Source organism: Pseudomonas sp. GZD-222, assembly GCF_049310525.1.
GTDB lineage: Bacteria > Pseudomonadota > Gammaproteobacteria > Pseudomonadales > Pseudomonadaceae > Aquipseudomonas.
This window is the reverse complement of sequence record NZ_JBMOWO010000019.1, coordinates 1-16,492: the sequence shown is the minus strand read 5'-3', so window position 1 is coordinate 16,492 and position 16,492 is coordinate 1. Positions and strand designations below refer to the sequence as shown.

Genomic DNA, 16,492 nt, shown 5'->3' with positions numbered 1-16,492 from the left:
TATGTGGGCACGAATTGAAAGAGGAATTGTCGTCGAACTGACCGACCTCGACCCCGAAGGACGATTTCACCCGGATTTAGTCTGGACGCCTTGTACCAGTGATGTAGCGGTGGGGTGGTTGCTGCAAGCGACCGGCTTCGCAGCGCCATTTATCACTGTAGATGATCAGGTGGCGGCCGCCAGACATTGGCGTGATAGCGAGATTCTTCGCAGCGAATGGATTGTGGCCCGTCACCGCGATGAAAAGGACATGGGGCTGACCACAACGTTGTCGGCAACTCAGTTCAAGGAACTGCAGGTGTTTCGACAGCAACTGCGCGATTGGCCAACGGCCTTAGTCTTCCCCAGCGTTTCTAGCAGGCCCTTGGCACCCTCCTGGCTTGCCGAACTGACTCAATAAAGCCCCGCACCGCCGGGGCTTTTTCTTACCTGTAACAAACCCCTTGAAGGCCCCGCACTGCGGGGCCTTCGCATATATGGAGATTCAAACATGAGTGGATTCTTCCACGGCGTTACCGTTACCAACGTTGACACCGGCGCACGCTCCATCACGCTGCCTTCTTCCTCGATCATCGGTTTGGTCGACACCTTTACCGAAGGCCCAACCGCCACGGCCAAGGCCAACGACCTGGTGCTGATCACCAGCGAACGTGAAGCCATCGCCGCGTTCGGTGCCAATGCAGCAATTACCAAAGCCTGCCAGGCCATCTACAGCCGAACCAAGGCGGTCATCGTCGCCTGTGGCGTGGCCAAGCTGCAGGACGCTGCTGAACAGACTTCGGCAATCATCGGCGGTGTATTGGCCGACGGTAAACGCACCGGTCTGCAAGCGCTGCTCGACGGCAAAAGTCGCTTCAACGCCCAACCGCGCCTGCTGGTGACCCCCAAGCACAGCGCGACCCAGGCTGTCGGTACTGCGCTGGTAGCGCTGGCCGACAAGCTGCGTGGCCTGGCCATTCTCGATGGTCCGAACACCACCGATGAAGCAGCGATTGCCTATGCCGAGAACTTCGGCGCCAAGCGTGCCTTCCTGGTCGATCCGGGGGTGCAGTACTGGGACACCAGCGCAGACGCCACCGTCGACGCACCGGCCTCGGCCTGGGTCGCCGGTCTGTTTGCCTGGACCGATAGCGAGTACGGCTTCTGGGCGTCGCCATCGAACAAGGAGTTTGTCGGCCTCACCGGGACCAGCCGCTCGATCGAGTACCTGGACGGCGACGCCAGCTGCCGGGCAAACCTGCTCAACAACGCCAATATCACCACCATCATTCGTGATGACGGCTACCGCCTGTGGGGTAACCGCACGCTGAGCAGCGATCCGAAATGGGCCTTCGTCACCCGCGTGCGAACCATGGACATCGTCATGGACGCGATTCTCTACGGCCACAAGTGGGCGGTCGACCGCTCGATCACTGCCACCTACGTCAAGGACGTGACCGAAGGCCTGCAGGCGTTCATGCGTGATCTCAAAGCCCAGGGCGCAATCATCAACTTCGAAGTGTTCGCCGATCCCGAGCTGAACACCGCCAGCCAGCTGGAGCAGGGCAAGGTGTACTGGAATATCCGTTTCACCGACGTGCCGCCAGCAGAAAACCCGAACTTCCGGGTCGAGGTTACCAACCAGTGGTTGACCGAAGTCCTCGACCAAGCCGCTTAATCAAGGAGCAACAACCATGGCAATGATTCCCGAAACCCTGGCAAACCTGAACCTGTTCGTCGATGGCGTCAGTTTTCAAGGCGATGTCCCCAGCCTGACCCTGCCCAAGCTGACCCTGAAGATGGAGGAGCACCGTGCCGGCGGCATGGACATGCCCATCGAGCTCGACATGGGCATGGAAAAGCAGGAGGCCGGTTTCGTCACCACCGGCGTACGCCGCGAGTCGCTGAAGTTCTTCGGTCTGGCCGACGGCTCTTCTTTCAACGGTACCTTCCGCGGTGCGTTCAAAGGCCTCAAGGGGCGTATCACGCCGGTCATCGTGACCCTGCGCGGGGCCCTGAAAGAAGTCGACATGGGCGACTGGAAGGCTGGTGACAAGGCTGAGATCAAACACAACGTGGCGCTGACCTATTACAAGCTGGAAGTGGACGGTCGTCCGGTTTACGAAATCGATCCGCTGGGCATGAAGCGCGTCATCAACGGTGTCGACCAGCTCGCCGCCCAACGTTCGGCCCTGGGCCTGTAAGGAAACTCCATGAATCAGGCAAACAACACACCGAGCTGGTTGAACGTGAGCGCCGAGCGCGTGGTCGTGACGCTCACCAAGCGTTCCGAGGCCAACGGCGTACAGGTCGACAGCCTGTCGCTGCGCGCCCCCACGGTGCGTGACATTCGTGCCGCGCAATCGACAGCGAACAGTGACGATGAACAGCGTGAGCTGAACCTCTTCGCCTCGCTGGCCGAAGTGGGTATCAAGGACCTCGAAGGGCTTGCCCTGAAGGACTACAGCCGCTTGCAGGCCGGGTATTTTCGTCTGGTGCAAGACGACGAGGTTTGACCCCGCCGTGCAGAGGGCGGCGGCAAGGCGGCTCGCCAAAGAGCTGAACTTTTGCGCCGCCGAAATCATGACCATGTCGTTCAACGACATGGTCTGGTGGCTCACGGATTAAGCCTGTGGCTTGGCTATAGGGGAATCGGATGGCGAGCAATCTGGAAGTGAACCTGCAGCTCGGTGCCTCCGTCACCTTCACGGTGGGCATCGCGTTCAAGGCGGTCGAAGACCGTATCAAGAAAAATACCAAGGTACTGGAGAACATATTCGCCGAAGTCTTTCGCCTGCGTAACGAGGCGAAGCCTGTGCCGAGCACGGGTGTTAATGGGGAAGGTGAGTTGCGACCGTACCTGAACGCAACGCTCAACCTGCTTCAGCAGCAACTCGTTGCGCTACGTCAGCAACGTCCGGTAGTGGTGTCAGTGAGCCAGGCTGGTGCTGCGGCAAAGGCGGTAACACCTGAGCGGGACAACCTGAAGGTTTTCGAGGACCTTCCGGTGCTCGGCCAGGCGGTAAAGGTTGGCAAGGCGTTGGTGCTGCCAACGCAAATCAGCGCGCAGTACCAGAAGATCACCCGCGATATTGCAATCAGCGCGGGAGTGGCCGATGGCGATGAACCTTCGGCGAAAGAGCAGGAAGTGATCGGCACCGTCAGTGCGATCAATGAGGCAACCGGGATGGAGCGTAACCAGGCGGCCACATTGATCAAACAGCTGTACGACTCCGGCATGGGGCTGGATCAGGCCCTGGCGTACGCTCCTGTGGCGGCAAAGTTTTCGGTTGGGCAGGATGCCTCGACTGACGACACGGCGCACTTGATCGGCGAGTTGCGAAACAACCCGAAGATCAAAAAACCGGCTGACCTGGAAAAGGCGCTGGAGCATATCGTGCTCCAGCGCAAAGGGACGGGCGAGGGCGTTGCTGACAGCTTGACTGCTTCACAGAATCAGGGCTTGAACACGGCGCTCAACAGTACTCAGCCCCAGGCGTCCAGTGGGATTCTCGACAGGGACCTGATTGCGCGCCGTGGCACTTCTGATCGACGCTTGAGCGAAGCGTCCGATGCGGTCGATGACTCGCTACGTAGCTTTGGCGATTCCATTCGGCCGTTGTCGGACGGACTGGCCGAGGGTGTTACCGCGACGGCAAAAGCATTTACCGGTGCCCCGGATGCGATCAAATGGCTGATCGCGGGGGCCACTGTGCTTGGCACGACCTTCATGCTGTTCAAAGGCGGAACGGTCGTTCAGAACCTCTTGAATAAAGTACGAGAGCGATTGCCGGGCGCGTCGAGGCCGGAGACGGTCAGTGGTGGCTCGGAGCCGGGTAGCGACCTGTCGAACATGTTCGCATTCAGCGATCCGCTCAATGTGTTCGTGGTCAACGCCAGCGATATCGGTTGCTGTGTCGGGCACAAGAGGCGCGAGCAAAGACGCTCGCCGCAGAGCAGGCGAAAGGGTTCGCAACGCAGGACGCCACAAAGTAAGACACCACGCAGCAGGACGTCGCAAAGCAAGGCACCACAACGTCAGACGCCTTCAGCGGGGCCACCGGAGCGTTCGCGTTCACCCGCGCCGCCGACCATACCGTCGGCCCCGGTCAGTACCGTTGGCAAGATCGGCGCCGCGATCAAGGAGGTTCGTGGCCCGGCTTTTCTAGAGGCTGGTATCAAGACCGTCGCCACCTTCGTGAGTGCCGAAACCCCGGAAGAAAAGGCCGAGGGCTACGGTGCAGCCGCTGGCGGTCTGGTGGGGTCGGTCGTTGGTGGCGTGATCGGTGCGTTCGTCCCGGTGATCGGAGTCTCCATCGGCGCCTTGCTCGGTGGTATGGCGGGCGATGCAATCGGTGGCTGGCTGGGCAAGCGCAAGGCGTCATCCGGCGAGGAGCCGGTAGCGGCCGCCAAACCAGCTGACAACAGCCTAGCTGCAGCCGCACAACCGGGAGATGTGGTGCGCTCGCTGGTGAGTGCCGTGCCCACGGCTGAATCACCGTCAACTCTGGCCAACGCTGGCCCTGCGCTGGCCCAGCCGCAACAGATCAGCCAACAGTTCACATTCACCCCCAACATGCCCATCACCGTTCAGGGCAGCGTCACCGACCCCATGCTGCTTGCCCAGAACCTGCAAGCCATGGTCCGCCGGGAACTTGAGGAGCTGATGCGCATGGCGACATCTCGTCAGCTATCCGACGTGCCCCATGTCTACGTCTAAGGAGAACCCATGGCTTACCTGCAACAGTTACAGTCTGCCCTGAGTTCCGTGGTGAAGGCCGGGCAGGAGGGGCGCCAGAGCATCGACAAGATGCTGGCACCGATGAACAGCGCGGTCAGTGACATCACCGGCGTGGTTACCGAGCTCGAAGCCATTCCCTTTGTCGGGCCGGTGATCGGGGCAAAGCTGCAACGCACGATGCGCGCCATCGATACTGCGCAAAACACCGTCAAGAAGGTTGTGGACACATACGATAAGGGTGTTGCGGCGGTGGTACGGGTTCAGGGACAGGTCAAGGCATTCGACGATCAGTTGGCCAAGGCTGCGGCGAAGATCAACCAGGTGGCTGGCAAGATCAGTCCATCGCTGGCCAATATCCTGCCCACTGGCAGTTTCGCGCCCGAGGTCACCCCGGCTGCGGAAGCGGTCAAACCTTTTCCTCATTTGTTGATCCTGCAACCGCTGGATGGCGTGTCACCGGGGTACTACTTCAACCTCGATACCGCAGCCTTCGAAGAACTTCGCCGCCAGACCAGCTTTCGCTGGGTTGGCCAGGAGCGTCTGACGCGCAGTGCTGCCCAGCAGGGGGTGAGCCTGGGTGAGGAAAAAATCAACATCAGGGGCGCAGTGTTCCCGGCGCTTAAAAGCGGTCTTGGCCAGTTGCAGACATTGCGCAGTTTCGGACGTTTGTTGCGGCCAATGAGCCTGGTCACCGGATACGGTCAGGTGCTGGGCAACTGGTGCCTGACCGGCATCGATGAAGAGCAGAGCTACCTTCTGGCGGGTGGAATCCCGCGTAAACAGGCATTCACATTGGAGTTTGTGAGCTATGGCGACGACCTGCAGAACCTCTGACGGCGACGTGCTCGACACCTTGTGTCAGCACTACTACGGACACCTGAACGGCAGCGTCGAAGCGGTGCTCAATGCCAATCAGGGCCTGGCCGACGAACCCCAGCCGTTTCGCGCCGGGGTCCTGATCCAGCTACCGCAGCTGGTTGCAGCCAGCGACGCCACGGTCCAGCTATGGGATTGACGCCGCCGTCACAGGTTCCGCCACCAGACCCCGCCGCGTGCGGGGTCTGCTTTTCTGGAGCATGAGTCATGCAACCTGAATTTCGCATCGTTGCCGACGGCAGCGACATCACCGCCGTGATCAACGACCGATTGTTGCTGCTGCGCACCTCCGACAAACCAGGAATGGAGTCGGACGATTTCGAGCTGCGCATCGATGACCGTGACGGCGCCGTGACCTTGCCCGCACGTGGGGCGCTCATCGAGATTCACCTCGGCTACGCCGGCCAGACCCTGACCCGTCTGGGGCGCTACACCGTGGATGAAGTCGAGCTGTCCGGGCCTCCCGACAGTGTGATTATTCGTGGCAAGGCCAGCGACATGCGCGGTACTGGCAAAACCATACGCAGCGGCAGCTGGGAGAATGTCCCGTTGCAGCAGATCGTGCGCGATATCGCTGCGCGCAATGGTTGGCAGCCGGCGTGTCCGGTGCTGACCAGGGTGCAGCGGGTCGATCAGTTCAACGAATCCGATTTCAATTTCATCACGCGTCTGGCCAAGCAGTACGACTGCACGGCCAAGATCGGCGACGGCACGTTGTTGGTGTTGCCGCGCCAGGGTGGGCAGAGCGCAAGTGGTAAAGCCCTGGGCGTTGTGCGCTTGCGGCGTTCGGATGTCACGCGTTGGCAGTTTCGTCTGGCTGACAAGGGTACCTACAAGGCCGTGCAGAGCCGACATCAGGACAAGCGCAGCGGCCAGCTCAAGGTGGTCGACCTGGCCAACGCCGAAGCACCGCAGGGGCTGGCGCCGGTTCATACCGACCGTCATCTCTACCCGGACCAGGCGTCGGCGCAGCAGGCGGCCAGGGCCAAACTGGCGGCACTCAATCGCAGCACGGCCAATGTTCGCCTGGACATGCCAGGGCGTACCGATCTGTTTACTGAGCGATCGGTCGATCTGCAGGGCTTCAAGAGCGGACTTGATGGCGAGTACCTGGTGGAGACGGTGGAACAGGTGTTCAGCGCTTCCGGCTGGACAACAACAGTCGAGTGCAACGGTGGCAAGCAGGGTAAAGCCCGGGCCAAGGGTAATACACCGCGTAAGGCTGAGGTTACGCGTTGAAGGACGTTGCCATACAGGCGAGGTAGATATGGAAATAACTGAGAAGACGCTGTTGTTGATTTTCCCCAACGCCCGCCAGCAAGCGGGCGTTTTTGTGCCTGCCTTGAACGCCGCGATGCAGCGCTGGGAAATCGATTCCCCGCGTCGCATAACGGCCTTCCTGGCACAGATTGGCCATGAGTCGGGGCAGTTGCGCTATGTGAAGGAACTGGGCAATGACCGCTACCTGTCGCGCTATGACACCGGCAGCCTGGCCCTGCGTCTGGGGAATAGCCCGGAAGCCGATGGCGACGGTCAGCGGTATTGCGGCCGCGGTCTGATTCAGGTCACCGGGCGCAACAATTACCGTGCCTGCAGCATGGCACTGTTCGGCGATGAGCGGTTGCTGGAGCTGCCACAGCTACTGGAGCAACCGCGTTGGGCAAGTGAGTCGGCGGCCTGGTTCTGGCATTCGCGCGGGCTCAATCAACTGGCCGACCGCGGTGAGTTCAACCGTATAACCCGTCACATCAATGGCGGGCTCAATGGCCTGGAGGATCGCCTGAAACTCTGGGCGCGGGCCCGTGAGGTGCTGTGTTGAAGCGCTTGCAGGCCGGAGTGCTGATAGCGCTGTTGCTGCTGGTTGCAGGATTGACCTGGCAGCTTCAGGCCTGGCGTTACGGCGCTATGTTGGCGCAGCAGGCGCAGGCCCATGCCGAGGAGCGCCAGCAACAGGCTCAAGCCCTGGCGCGCCTGCAGCGTGACGAACGTCAGCAACGCCGGGTGCTGGAGCAACAGATAGAGGCCACTGACCAATCCCATTACCAGGAGTTACTCGATGCTCAACAGGCTCAAGCTCGTTTGCGTGACCGCCTGGCTACTGCCGATCTACGGCTGTCAGTCCTCCTTGACCCCAGCGCCGCTCCCGGTCTGCCTGCCAGCGCCGGCACCGGCAGCCTGGATCATGACCCCGTACGCGCCCGACTTGACCCGGCGCATGCTCGACGAATTATCGCCATCACCGAACAGGGCGATCAGGGATTGATCGCCCTGCGCGCCTGTCAGGCCTATGTGCGCGCGCTACAGCGCTGAGGAGTTGTGCCAGGCGGTAGCTGGTGTAGGGTAGGCGACAGTCTTTCAAGGAGCTTGCCATGGACCCGATCACTGCGCTTTCCGCCCGCCTGGGCGAACACTTGCGTCGCTTCAATGCCCAGGTGAGCACCGCCGAATCCTGCACCGGCGGCGGCATCGCCGAAGCCATCACGCGGATTCCGGGCAGCTCGGCCTGGTTCGAGGCCGGTTACGTGACCTATTCCAATACGCAGAAGACCCGCCAACTGGGGGTGCCTGAAACCCTGTTCGCTCACGTCGGGGCGGTCAGCCAGGAGGTGGTCGAAGCCATGGTCCGCGGCGCCCAGGCCGCCAGTGGCGCTCGTTTTGCCGTGGCGGTCAGTGGCGTGGCCGGGCCGGATGGCGGATCACCGGCCAAACCGGTGGGTACCGTATGGCTGGCGTGGGCCGATGGCAGCCATGTCAGCAGCGAGCGCCGGCACTTCGACGGCGACCGCGACGAGGTACGCCGACAAACGGTAATCGCCGCGCTAGAGGGCTTGTTACAGCTTGGTGCAGAGTAAATCGCACGTCGGGGGTAGGCGGGAACAAAACCCTGTGGAATAATACTGGCTACTTATACAGGTGTTCTGGCCGTCAGGCCCTATCGATTACGTGAGGACTTCAATGGACGACAACAAGAAGCGCGCCTTGGCTGCGGCCCTGGGGCAAATCGAACGTCAATTCGGTAAAGGCGCGGTCATGCGCATGGGCGACCACGAGCGCCAGGCGATTCCGGCCATTTCCACCGGCTCCCTGGGCCTGGACATTGCCCTGGGCATTGGCGGTCTGCCAAAAGGTCGTATCGTCGAGATCTACGGCCCTGAGTCGTCCGGTAAAACCACGCTGACCCTGTCGGTCATCGCCCAGGCCCAGAAAATGGGCGCTACCTGTGCCTTCGTCGATGCCGAGCACGCTCTCGATCCCGAGTACGCCGGCAAGCTGGGTGTCAACGTTGACGACCTGCTGGTCTCGCAGCCGGACACCGGTGAACAGGCCCTGGAAATCACCGACATGCTGGTGCGCTCCAACGCTGTTGACGTGATCATCGTCGACTCCGTGGCTGCCCTGGTACCCAAGGCCGAAATCGAAGGCGAAATGGGCGACATGCACGTGGGCCTGCAAGCCCGTCTGATGTCCCAGGCGCTGCGTAAAATCACCGGTAACATCAAGAACGCCAACTGCCTGGTGATCTTCATCAACCAGATCCGTATGAAGATCGGCGTGATGTTCGGCAGCCCGGAAACCACCACCGGTGGTAACGCGCTGAAGTTCTACGCTTCGGTCCGCCTGGACATCCGCCGTACTGGCGCGGTGAAGGAAGGCGACGAAGTGGTCGGCAGCGAAACCCGCGTGAAGATCGTCAAAAACAAGGTGGCGCCTCCTTTCCGTCAGGCTGAATTCCAGATCCTCTACGGCAAGGGCATCTACCGCAACGGCGAGATCATCGACCTCGGCGTGCTGCACGGCTTCCTGGAAAAAGCCGGTGCCTGGTACAGCTACCAGGGCAGCAAGATCGGTCAGGGCAAGGCCAACTCGGCCAAGTTCCTTCAGGATAACCCGGAGATCGCTGCAACCCTCGAGAAGCAGATCCGCGACAAGCTGCTCAATGCAGGTGCTGTCGAGGCTGCTGGCAAGGCTGCTGCGGTTAACGCCGAGCCTGAAGACGAAGCCGAAACCGAAGCCGGCTACTGATCGTCCCCATGTCCGTCGTACTCGACACACCCGTCGCCGTAAGACGGACAGCCATGGACCTGCTCGCACGCCGCGAGCACGGTCGAGTCGAGCTGACGCGCAAATTGCGTCAGCGCGGCGCTCCCCCCGAATTGATTGATCAGGAACTCGACCGTTTGACGGAAGAAGGCCTGCTCAGTGAAGCCCGTTACCTGGAAAGCTTCATCAGCTACCGCTCGCGCTCCGGCTACGGCCCGGCGCGTATTCGCGAAGAGTTGAGCCAGCGCGGTCTGCAACGCGGCGACATCGACCAGGCACTGCGCGAGAGCGGTGTGGATTGGGCGGGGCAGTTGCAGGATGTCTGGCAGCGCAAGTTTTCCGGTCAGTTACCCACCGATCCGCGCACCCGCGCACAGCAAACCCGCTTTCTGGTCTACCGTGGTTTTTCCATGGAGATGATCGGCCGCCTGTTGAGCGGCCGAGGTCTGGACGACTAGTCGCTCATAACGCTCACGTGACCTTCAAGGCTTCACGCGCGCGTTGTGTGGTGTGCATCGCTTCAGGCTTGGCCCAGTTTTCCGACAGGTTGATGAAATCCACCAGTTCGCGCAGGCGCCCCTGGTCGCGACCATTGAAGGCGAAGGTTAGCCGCGTCAGGTGGCTGAACCGGGCTTCGTCGTGGTGTTCCCCTGCATACGCGTGTTGATGGTAGTGGCCGTTCAGACGCAGATCGGCAAAGCCCTCCTGCAGGTCGAGCAATGCGCCCTCGCTGAGCGGGTGGTGCATGCGGATCACAAACTGGTTTTTCAGCCAGCGGCTGGAGTGGTAATTGCGGTAGAACTGGTTGATTTCCTCCACGGCGTCTTCGGCACTCTGCACCAGGCGCAACAGTTTCAGGTCGCTGGGCAGGATGTAGCGGTTTTCTTCCAGCTGCCGGGTAATGAAATTCAGTGCGTCCTGCCAGAAGGTGCCACCCGGAGAATCCAGAAGCACCACTGGCACCAGCGGGCTCTTGCCGGTCTGGATCAGGGTGAGCACTTCCAGGGCTTCATCCAGCGTGCCGAAACCACCCGGGCACAGCACCAGGGCATCTGCTTCCTTGACGAAGAACAGCTTGCGAATGAAGAAGAAGTGAAACGGCAGCAGCTTGTCGGTGCCGTCTACAGTGGGGTTGGCGTGTTGCTCGAACGGCAGGGTGATGTTGAAACCCAGGCTGTGGTCGACACCTGCGCCTTCGTGTGCGGCAGCCATGATGCCGCCGCCAGCACCGGTGATGACCATCAGGTTGGAACGGGCCAGCGTTGCGCCCAGTTCCCTGGCCAACGCATACATGGGGTGTTCTATTGGGGTGCGGGCGGAGCCGAACACGGTGACTTTGCGTCGGCCCTTGTACTGTTCAAGGCTGCGGAAGGCATGATCCAGCTCGCGCAGGGCTTGCAGGGTGATCTTGGCGTTCCAGCGGTTGCTGTCGTCATGGGCCATGCGCAGGACGGTCAGCAGCATGTCGCGGTACAGCGGCAGGTTCGGGCTTTCAGGTGCAACCAGTTGCAGTTGTTCTTCCAGCTTGCTCAGGTCGATTCCGTGGTTCCTGAAGTGACTCGCTAGCAGTTCATTCGGTTGGTAAGGCATTCAACGTCTCCTTCTGCAGCAAAACCTCTGACCGGATCTGTTCAGGTCCGGCCGCGACACTGCGTGTGTCGCTGGCTGCCGTGGCTCGAGTGTGCGCCTCGAGCATTGCAGTAGACCTGCAAGGTCTTAGTGCAGTGGTGATGGGCTCTTTGTTGTTTTCGCTCGGCAATGCTAAGGCACGGCGTCAGCAGGCATCCCCCTGTGCGAGCCCTGAAACGGGCGGGCGCTTGCTATCAATCTAGACCCTGAAGGGTATTTATGCCGGACGGATCTTCGCGATATCAGCGTGGTGAGGCGTGGAATCAGACCGCTCGTCAGTCGGGATCCAATCCAGGCGTGGGTCTGGTTAACTGGAAGTCTGAGCGACTGTCGCGGTGCAGGGAGGCTGTCACATGCAACGGCTTAATCTGGAGCTCGATGCACAGCTGTTCGAGCAGCTCGAGCGCTCGGCCCAGGCCAATAACCTGAGCCTTGAAGAAGAGTGTCTACGTCGCTTGGGGGGAGGGGTGCGGCACTCACGTTACGTCCAGGCCCTGGTGGCTGAACTGCGCGCCGATGAAAAGCAGCGGCGCGACAGTGAGCAGGTCGCCTAGGCTTACTTGTTTGGTTTCACACCACAACTCTTGGCATCGAATGCCTGCTCACTGACCGGGCGGTTGGTCTTGTACTCGGTGAAACGGTAGGTCAGTACCGCACCTTTGGCCATCAACTGACGGTAGCCGGTGTTCTTGCAGACGCTGTCGCCCAATTGGCTGCGCACCCGGTTCGGGTCGGCCTTCATTTTTTCCGCGTGGCTGGGAAGCACGCTCAGGTGGTTGATCAGTTGCTTGCCTTCGACGGTGTAGCCCTGGTCGAGGATGTCTTCGTTGATCGCCCGCGGCGTGCCCACGCTGCTTTCAGTGGCAACTTTTTGCAGCATCTGGCTCAGCTCGTACTCCTGCTTGGAGGCCGCATTGGCAGCCAGGGGCAGGGCGAGCAGCAAGCTCAGGGACGGGGCGATGAAGCGCAACATGGGTTTCTCCTGGTTCGGTAACTGGCGATTGGACCGGCAACTGCGCACGGTGTTCCGTCACGCGCGAAGTCGTGGTGCCAGCGGGTAGCGACAGGCTGAGGATTATAGGGGAGTCGGCAGGCTGGCTGCACGGCAAATACCGTCTGCCCACGGGCGGGCTCTGATAAACTGTCGCGGATTTCCTGTCTTGCCGAGTCCGTGCAGTGCCATCCCTTTCCTGCCTATACAGTCTGCTGCCATGAGCCATGCCGTATCGCGCCTGCGCGCCGAGCGCCTGGCGCGCAGTGTCAAACCTTTCCTCGCGCGCGGATCCCGGGCGCCACGCTGCCCGCAGTGCCGGGTGATTTTCAGCCATTGCCTGTGTGCCTGGCGTCCGCAGATTCCATCCGATTCGGCCATGTGCCTGTTGATGCACGACACCGAGCCATTGAAGCCGAGCAATACCGGCTGGCTGATCGCTGACCTGATTGCCGACACCTCGGCGTTCGGCTGGCAGCGTACCTCCGTCGATGAGGCATTGCTGGCCTTGCTCGATCAGCCGCACTGGCAGCCTTACATCGTGTTCCCCGGTGAGTTCGTAGCGCCCGAGCGGGTGGTCAGCGAAGTAAAACGCGAGCCGGGCAAGCGGCCTTTGTTCATCCTCCTGGATGCAACCTGGACCGAGGCGCGCAAGATGTTTCGCAAGAGCCCGTACCTGGATCGCTTCCCGGTATTGAGCCTGCAGCCCGAGCAACTGTCGCGCTACCGTTTGCGCCGCTCCAAGCGAGACGATCATTTCTGCACTGCCGAAGTGGCGGCCATGTGCCTGGAGCTGGCCGGCGATCAGCGTGCCGCCGAAGCGCTGGATGCCTACCTGGATGTGTTCAGCACCCACTACCTGAGTGCCAAGCACCAGTGGTCAATAGATGAGCAGGATGCCGTCCACCAGCGTTTGCATACCTTCCTATAGTACAAGGGGCAGATAGCGCACATTGGGTCATAATGGGCAGGCTGGCGACCATTGCGTGCGTTCCGCGACCGGGTAATCAACTTGACCACCCGGTTCCGGCTCGGCATCCTTGGCGCCGATTCGGGCATATACAAGGCTTGAAACGCTGTTTTTCCTGGCCTTGAAGTGCCTTTTGGGTGTGCGGCAGTGCCGTTTACACCTTGAGTTGCCCGCCAGGCGCCTATTCTTCCTCCCTGCGCCTGCACAGAACAGGATCATTAGATCGATGGCCACGTACGAAATCCTGATTGCCGATGACCACCCGCTGTTTCGCAGTGCCCTGCGTCAGGCTGTAACCCTGGGCCTGGGGCCCGATGTTCGCCTGGTAGAAGTGGCGAGCATTGCAGAACTTGAAACCCGCCTCGCTGAAAAGTCCGACTGGGACCTGGTGCTGCTGGACCTCAACATGCCAGGGGCCTACGGTTTCTCCGGTCTGGTCCTGTTGCGTGGCCAGTACCCACAGATTCCGGTGGTGATGGTGTCGGCTCAGGAAGAAGCCGCTGTTGTGGTGAAGTCGCGCGAATTTGGCGCCAGTGGCTTCATTCCCAAGTCCAGCTCACTGGAAGTGATTCAGGAAGCGGTGAAAAAGGTCCTTGATGGTGACATCTGGTGGCCGCCACAGGCCTTTGAAAAAGTCGACGTATCGCCAGAAGCCAAGGCTGCCAGTGAGGGTTTGGCCAGCCTCACACCTCAGCAATTCCGCGTGCTGACCATGGTCTGCGAAGGCTTGCTGAACAAACAGATCGCTTATGAGTTGAACGTCTCCGAGGCGACCATCAAGGCCCACGTGACAGCGATTTTCCGCAAGCTGGGTGTGCGTACCCGGACTCAGGCTGCGTTGCTCCTGCAACAACTGGAATCGGTTTCGCCGAGCTGAGGCCAGGGCATTCACGCTTTTTTGACCCGCCCTGCATTAGGCTGCAGCGCATTTTCAGTGGATGAAGTGACCTTCTATGTCATCGCCTTTCAAGGGCCAGACCGGCCTTAAACGTATCTTCAATGCTGCCGGCTATTCGTTTGACGGTCTGCGCGCGGCCTTTACCGGTGAAGCGGCTTTCCGCCAGCTGGTGCTGCTCAATGTGGTACTGGTGCCGCTGGCGTTCTGGCTGGATGTCAGTCGTGCCGAACGGGCGATCCTGATCGCGGTGTGCCTGCTGGGGCTGATCGTCGAACTGCTCAACTCGGCAGTCGAGGCAGCGATCGACCGGATTTCCCTGGACCGTCACCCGTTGTCGAAAAACGCCAAGGACATGGGTAGCGCTGCCCAGTTCGTTGCCCTGACAATGGTGGGGCTGGTCTGGGCGGTGATTCTTCTTTAGGCAATGCTGGGCAGGACGATCTCGTCGCTGCGCTGCACGCCGGCAGTAAAGCTGCGGCACAGTTCGAGAAACTCACGCAAGGTCGAGGTCTGGTATTTCTGCTTGTGCCAGATGAAGTAGAACTGCCGGGCCAGGTCCAGCTCGGGTGTTTCCACCGCTACCAGGCTGCCGCGGCGAAATGCGTCGCGCAAGGCCAGGCGTGAAATACAGCCAATACCCAAGCCGGATTCCACGGCGCGCTTGATCGCTTCGGTGTGCTCAAGCTCCAGACGGATGTTCAGGTTGGAGCGGTGGTGGCGCATCGCCTGGTCAAAGGTCAGGCGGGTACCGGAGCCTTGTTCACGCAGAATCCAGGCTTCGTGGGTCAGCTCTTCCAGGCTGGCCTGGCCGCGGCTGGCGAGGGGGTGCTGGGGGGCGCAAAACACCACCAGTTCGTCCTCAACCCAGGGTTGGACTTCCAGATCCGGATGGTTGCAGTCGCCTTCGATTAGACCCAGATCAATTTCATAATGGGCAACCTGGTGCACGATATTGGCCGTGTTCTGTACATGCAGCTTGACCTGACTTTCCGGGTGGGCCTGCATGAAACTGCCGATCAGCAGCGTGGCCAGGTAATTGCCGATGGTCAGGGTCGCGCCGACGGCCAGTGAACCGAACCCGGACTTGCCGTTGAGCAGGTCTTCGATTTCCTTGGCCTGGTCGAGCAGCGCCACTGCCTGTGGCAGCAGTTGATGACCCAGGGCGTTGAGGCTCAGGCGTTTGCCGGCCCGGTCGAACAGCTGGCAGCTGGACTGGCGTTCAAGCTCGGTGATCGAGGTACTGGCGGCAGACTGCGATAACGCCAGTATTCCCGCGGCTCGAGAGACGCTTTGATGCTGGGCTACGGCGACGAATACCTGGAGTTGACGAAGGGTAAATCGCATATCTATATAACCGATAAGACATATCTTGATAATTCAGTTAACAGATATTGTCGCTCGCACTAAACTATCGCGCAATCGCGCTCTAGGTTAGCGCTGCGTTTTATTTCAGGAGCCCGTACATGAGCAACATGAACCACGAACGTGTCCTCAGTGTTCACCACTGGAATGACACCCTGTTCAGCTTCAAGTGCACCCGCGATCCGGGTCTGCGCTTCGAGAACGGTCAGTTCGTGATGATCGGCCTGCAACAGCCCAACGGCCGCCCGCTCATGCGCGCCTACTCGATCGCCAGCCCGAACTGGGAAGAGCATCTGGAGTTCTTCAGCATCAAGGTGCCGGATGGCCCGCTGACCTCGCAGCTGCAGCACCTGAAGGAAGGCGACGAGATCATCATCTCCAAGAAGCCTACCGGCACCCTGGTGCTGGACGACCTGAACCCGGGTAAGCACCTGTACCTGCTGAGCACCGGCACTGGCCTGGCGCCGTTCATGAGCGTCATCCAGGACCCGGAAACCTACGAGCGCTTTGAAAAAGTGATCCTGGTTCACGGTGTTCGTTACGTCAACGAAGTGGCCTACCGCGAGTTCATCACCGAGCACCTGCCGCAGAACGAGTTCTTCGGCGAGGCGCTGCGTGACAAGCTGATCTACTACCCGACCGTAACCCGCGAGCCGTTCGAGAACCAGGGGCGTCTGACCGACCTGATGCGCAGCGGCAAGCTGTTCGAGGATATCGGTCTGCCACCGATCAACCCGCAGGACGACCGTGCAATGATCTGCGGTAGCCCGAGCATGCTGGATGAAACCAGCGAAGTGCTCGACAGCTTCGGTCTGAAGATCTCGGCGCGTATGCGTGAGCCGGGTGACTACCTGATCGAACGTGCATTCGTCGAGAAGTAAGCAGCGCTGAAAACAAAAAAAGCAGGCCTCGGCCTGCTTTTTTTATGCCTGATTGTTGTGGGGGCGGGGGGGGGGGGGGGGGGGGGGGGGGGGTATACGACAAAGGGAGGGGACAGCCAACCCC

At 60.6% G+C, this 16,492-nt stretch carries 21 protein-coding genes; 18 read left to right on the top strand and 3 right to left on the bottom strand.

Annotated features, from left to right (window positions below; genetic code table 11):
- Position 1 precedes the first annotated feature (1 nt).
- The 13 genes from ACO6VD_RS03640 to recX all read left to right on the top strand — a co-directional run bounded on the left by ACO6VD_RS03640 (position 2) and on the right by recX (position 10,095).
- Complete coding sequence (locus ACO6VD_RS03640; protein WP_422417088.1) at positions 2–400, top strand: hypothetical protein; 399 nt, start codon at positions 2–4, stop codon at positions 398–400.
- A gap of 90 nt (positions 401–490) precedes the next feature.
- Positions 491–1,657 (top strand): phage tail sheath subtilisin-like domain-containing protein, encoded by a 1,167-nt coding sequence (locus tag ACO6VD_RS03635; protein ID WP_422417087.1) that lies wholly within the window; start codon positions 491–493, stop codon positions 1,655–1,657.
- A 16-nt stretch (positions 1,658–1,673) separates the two neighbouring features.
- A complete protein-coding gene (locus tag ACO6VD_RS03630) occupies positions 1,674–2,183 on the top strand; it encodes a phage major tail tube protein (RefSeq protein ID WP_422417086.1) in 510 nt (169 codons plus the stop codon).
- Between the two features lie 9 nt (positions 2,184–2,192).
- Entirely contained in the window at positions 2,193–2,495 is a 303-nt protein-coding gene (locus ACO6VD_RS03625; RefSeq protein ID WP_422417084.1) for a phage tail assembly protein, read from the top strand.
- A 140-nt stretch (positions 2,496–2,635) separates the two neighbouring features.
- Positions 2,636–4,699: a hypothetical protein gene (locus ACO6VD_RS03620; RefSeq protein ID WP_422417082.1), complete on the top strand. Its 2,064-nt coding sequence runs from the start codon at positions 2,636–2,638 to the stop codon at positions 4,697–4,699.
- A gap of 9 nt (positions 4,700–4,708) precedes the next feature.
- Entirely contained in the window at positions 4,709–5,554 is an 846-nt protein-coding gene (locus ACO6VD_RS03615) for a phage tail protein (RefSeq protein WP_422417081.1), read from the top strand.
- Positions 5,529–5,735, top strand: coding sequence for a tail protein X (locus tag ACO6VD_RS03610; protein ID WP_422417080.1), 207 nt, complete (start codon positions 5,529–5,531; stop codon positions 5,733–5,735). The genes ACO6VD_RS03615 and ACO6VD_RS03610 overlap by 26 nt, the downstream gene beginning before the upstream one ends.
- 68 nt (positions 5,736–5,803) lie before the next feature.
- On the top strand, positions 5,804–6,835 hold the full coding sequence (locus tag ACO6VD_RS03605; protein ID WP_422417079.1) for a phage late control D family protein: 1,032 nt from the start codon (positions 5,804–5,806) through the stop codon (positions 6,833–6,835).
- Between the two features lie 28 nt (positions 6,836–6,863).
- Positions 6,864–7,415 carry a glycoside hydrolase family 19 protein gene (locus ACO6VD_RS03600; RefSeq protein ID WP_400170464.1) on the top strand — a complete coding sequence of 184 codons (552 nt, stop codon included), beginning with the start codon at positions 6,864–6,866 and terminating at the stop codon, positions 7,413–7,415.
- Positions 7,412–7,906 carry a lysis system i-spanin subunit Rz gene (locus ACO6VD_RS03595; protein WP_422417078.1) on the top strand — a complete coding sequence of 165 codons (495 nt, stop codon included), beginning with the start codon at positions 7,412–7,414 and terminating at the stop codon, positions 7,904–7,906. Before ACO6VD_RS03600 ends, ACO6VD_RS03595 begins: the two co-directional genes overlap by 4 nt.
- Before the next feature lie 59 nt (positions 7,907–7,965).
- Positions 7,966–8,448 (top strand): CinA family protein, encoded by a 483-nt coding sequence (locus ACO6VD_RS03590; protein WP_422417077.1) that lies wholly within the window; start codon positions 7,966–7,968, stop codon positions 8,446–8,448.
- Between the two features lie 103 nt (positions 8,449–8,551).
- Positions 8,552–9,619: a recombinase RecA gene (gene recA / locus ACO6VD_RS03585; protein ID WP_400170467.1), complete on the top strand. Its 1,068-nt coding sequence runs from the start codon at positions 8,552–8,554 to the stop codon at positions 9,617–9,619.
- Positions 9,620–9,627: 8 nt separating this feature from the next.
- Positions 9,628–10,095: a recombination regulator RecX gene (gene recX / locus ACO6VD_RS03580; protein WP_400170468.1), complete on the top strand. Its 468-nt coding sequence runs from the start codon at positions 9,628–9,630 to the stop codon at positions 10,093–10,095.
- Between the two features lie 13 nt (positions 10,096–10,108).
- Here the strand turns inward: recX and ACO6VD_RS03575 are convergent, their stop codons facing one another.
- Positions 10,109–11,227 carry an LOG family protein gene (locus tag ACO6VD_RS03575; protein ID WP_422417076.1) on the bottom strand — a complete coding sequence of 373 codons (1,119 nt, stop codon included), beginning with the start codon at positions 11,225–11,227 and terminating at the stop codon, positions 10,109–10,111.
- A 392-nt stretch (positions 11,228–11,619) separates the two neighbouring features.
- On the opposite strand from ACO6VD_RS03575, the gene ACO6VD_RS03570 reads away from it, so the two are divergent.
- The gene (locus ACO6VD_RS03570; RefSeq protein WP_422417075.1) at positions 11,620–11,820 is read left to right on the top strand and encodes a hypothetical protein; all 201 of its coding nucleotides are present in this window, start codon (positions 11,620–11,622) and stop codon (positions 11,818–11,820) included.
- A 2-nt stretch (positions 11,821–11,822) separates the two neighbouring features.
- On the opposite strand, the gene ACO6VD_RS03565 is transcribed toward ACO6VD_RS03570, so the two are convergent.
- The gene (locus tag ACO6VD_RS03565) at positions 11,823–12,239 is read right to left on the bottom strand and encodes a quorum-sensing-regulated virulence factor family protein (RefSeq protein WP_422417074.1); all 417 of its coding nucleotides are present in this window, start codon (positions 12,237–12,239) and stop codon (positions 11,823–11,825) included.
- 238 nt (positions 12,240–12,477) lie between these two features.
- Between ACO6VD_RS03565 and ACO6VD_RS03560 the strand changes: the two genes are divergently transcribed.
- From ACO6VD_RS03560 to ACO6VD_RS03550, 3 genes are all read left to right on the top strand, one after another.
- A complete protein-coding gene (locus ACO6VD_RS03560) occupies positions 12,478–13,188 on the top strand; it encodes a tRNA-uridine aminocarboxypropyltransferase (protein WP_422417073.1) in 711 nt (236 codons plus the stop codon).
- 265 nt (positions 13,189–13,453) lie between these two features.
- The gene (erdR, locus tag ACO6VD_RS03555; RefSeq protein ID WP_422417072.1) at positions 13,454–14,104 is read left to right on the top strand and encodes a response regulator transcription factor ErdR; all 651 of its coding nucleotides are present in this window, start codon (positions 13,454–13,456) and stop codon (positions 14,102–14,104) included.
- Between the two features lie 76 nt (positions 14,105–14,180).
- Positions 14,181–14,546: a diacylglycerol kinase gene (locus ACO6VD_RS03550; protein WP_422417071.1), complete on the top strand. Its 366-nt coding sequence runs from the start codon at positions 14,181–14,183 to the stop codon at positions 14,544–14,546.
- Here the strand turns inward: ACO6VD_RS03550 and ACO6VD_RS03545 are convergent.
- On the bottom strand, positions 14,543–15,469 hold the full coding sequence (locus ACO6VD_RS03545; protein ID WP_422417070.1) for a LysR family transcriptional regulator: 927 nt from the start codon (positions 15,467–15,469) through the stop codon (positions 14,543–14,545). The two genes, ACO6VD_RS03550 and ACO6VD_RS03545, sit on opposite strands and share 4 nt — an antisense overlap.
- Positions 15,470–15,588: 119 nt before the next feature.
- Between ACO6VD_RS03545 and fpr the strand changes: the two genes are divergently transcribed.
- Complete coding sequence (gene fpr / locus ACO6VD_RS03540; RefSeq protein ID WP_400170476.1) at positions 15,589–16,368, top strand: ferredoxin-NADP reductase; 780 nt, start codon at positions 15,589–15,591, stop codon at positions 16,366–16,368.
- The last annotated feature ends 124 nt before the right edge of the window (positions 16,369–16,492 follow it).

Excerpts from the sequence above, each read along its gene's own strand:
- ACO6VD_RS03640 (WP_422417088.1), top strand. The coding sequence starts at position 2 with ATGTGGGCACGAATTGAAAGAGGAATTGTCGTCGAACTGACCGACCTC.
- ACO6VD_RS03635 (WP_422417087.1), top strand. The coding sequence starts at position 491 with ATGAGTGGATTCTTCCACGGCGTTACCGTTACCAACGTTGACACCGGC.
- ACO6VD_RS03630 (WP_422417086.1), top strand. The coding sequence starts at position 1,674 with ATGGCAATGATTCCCGAAACCCTGGCAAACCTGAACCTGTTCGTCGAT.
- ACO6VD_RS03625 (WP_422417084.1), top strand. The coding sequence starts at position 2,193 with ATGAATCAGGCAAACAACACACCGAGCTGGTTGAACGTGAGCGCCGAG.
- ACO6VD_RS03620 (WP_422417082.1), top strand. The coding sequence starts at position 2,636 with ATGGCGAGCAATCTGGAAGTGAACCTGCAGCTCGGTGCCTCCGTCACC.
- ACO6VD_RS03615 (WP_422417081.1), top strand. The coding sequence starts at position 4,709 with ATGGCTTACCTGCAACAGTTACAGTCTGCCCTGAGTTCCGTGGTGAAG.
- ACO6VD_RS03610 (WP_422417080.1), top strand. The coding sequence starts at position 5,529 with ATGGCGACGACCTGCAGAACCTCTGACGGCGACGTGCTCGACACCTTG.
- ACO6VD_RS03605 (WP_422417079.1), top strand. The coding sequence starts at position 5,804 with ATGCAACCTGAATTTCGCATCGTTGCCGACGGCAGCGACATCACCGCC.
- ACO6VD_RS03600 (WP_400170464.1), top strand. The coding sequence starts at position 6,864 with ATGGAAATAACTGAGAAGACGCTGTTGTTGATTTTCCCCAACGCCCGC.
- ACO6VD_RS03590 (WP_422417077.1), top strand. The coding sequence starts at position 7,966 with ATGGACCCGATCACTGCGCTTTCCGCCCGCCTGGGCGAACACTTGCGT.
- recA (WP_400170467.1), top strand. The coding sequence starts at position 8,552 with ATGGACGACAACAAGAAGCGCGCCTTGGCTGCGGCCCTGGGGCAAATC.
- recX (WP_400170468.1), top strand. The coding sequence starts at position 9,628 with ATGTCCGTCGTACTCGACACACCCGTCGCCGTAAGACGGACAGCCATG.
- ACO6VD_RS03575 (WP_422417076.1), bottom strand. The coding sequence starts at position 11,227 with ATGCCTTACCAACCGAATGAACTGCTAGCGAGTCACTTCAGGAACCAC.
- ACO6VD_RS03570 (WP_422417075.1), top strand. The coding sequence starts at position 11,620 with ATGCAACGGCTTAATCTGGAGCTCGATGCACAGCTGTTCGAGCAGCTC.
- ACO6VD_RS03565 (WP_422417074.1), bottom strand. The coding sequence starts at position 12,239 with ATGTTGCGCTTCATCGCCCCGTCCCTGAGCTTGCTGCTCGCCCTGCCC.
- ACO6VD_RS03560 (WP_422417073.1), top strand. The coding sequence starts at position 12,478 with ATGAGCCATGCCGTATCGCGCCTGCGCGCCGAGCGCCTGGCGCGCAGT.
- erdR (WP_422417072.1), top strand. The coding sequence starts at position 13,454 with ATGGCCACGTACGAAATCCTGATTGCCGATGACCACCCGCTGTTTCGC.
- ACO6VD_RS03550 (WP_422417071.1), top strand. The coding sequence starts at position 14,181 with ATGTCATCGCCTTTCAAGGGCCAGACCGGCCTTAAACGTATCTTCAAT.
- ACO6VD_RS03545 (WP_422417070.1), bottom strand. The coding sequence starts at position 15,469 with ATGCGATTTACCCTTCGTCAACTCCAGGTATTCGTCGCCGTAGCCCAG.
- fpr (WP_400170476.1), top strand. The coding sequence starts at position 15,589 with ATGAGCAACATGAACCACGAACGTGTCCTCAGTGTTCACCACTGGAAT.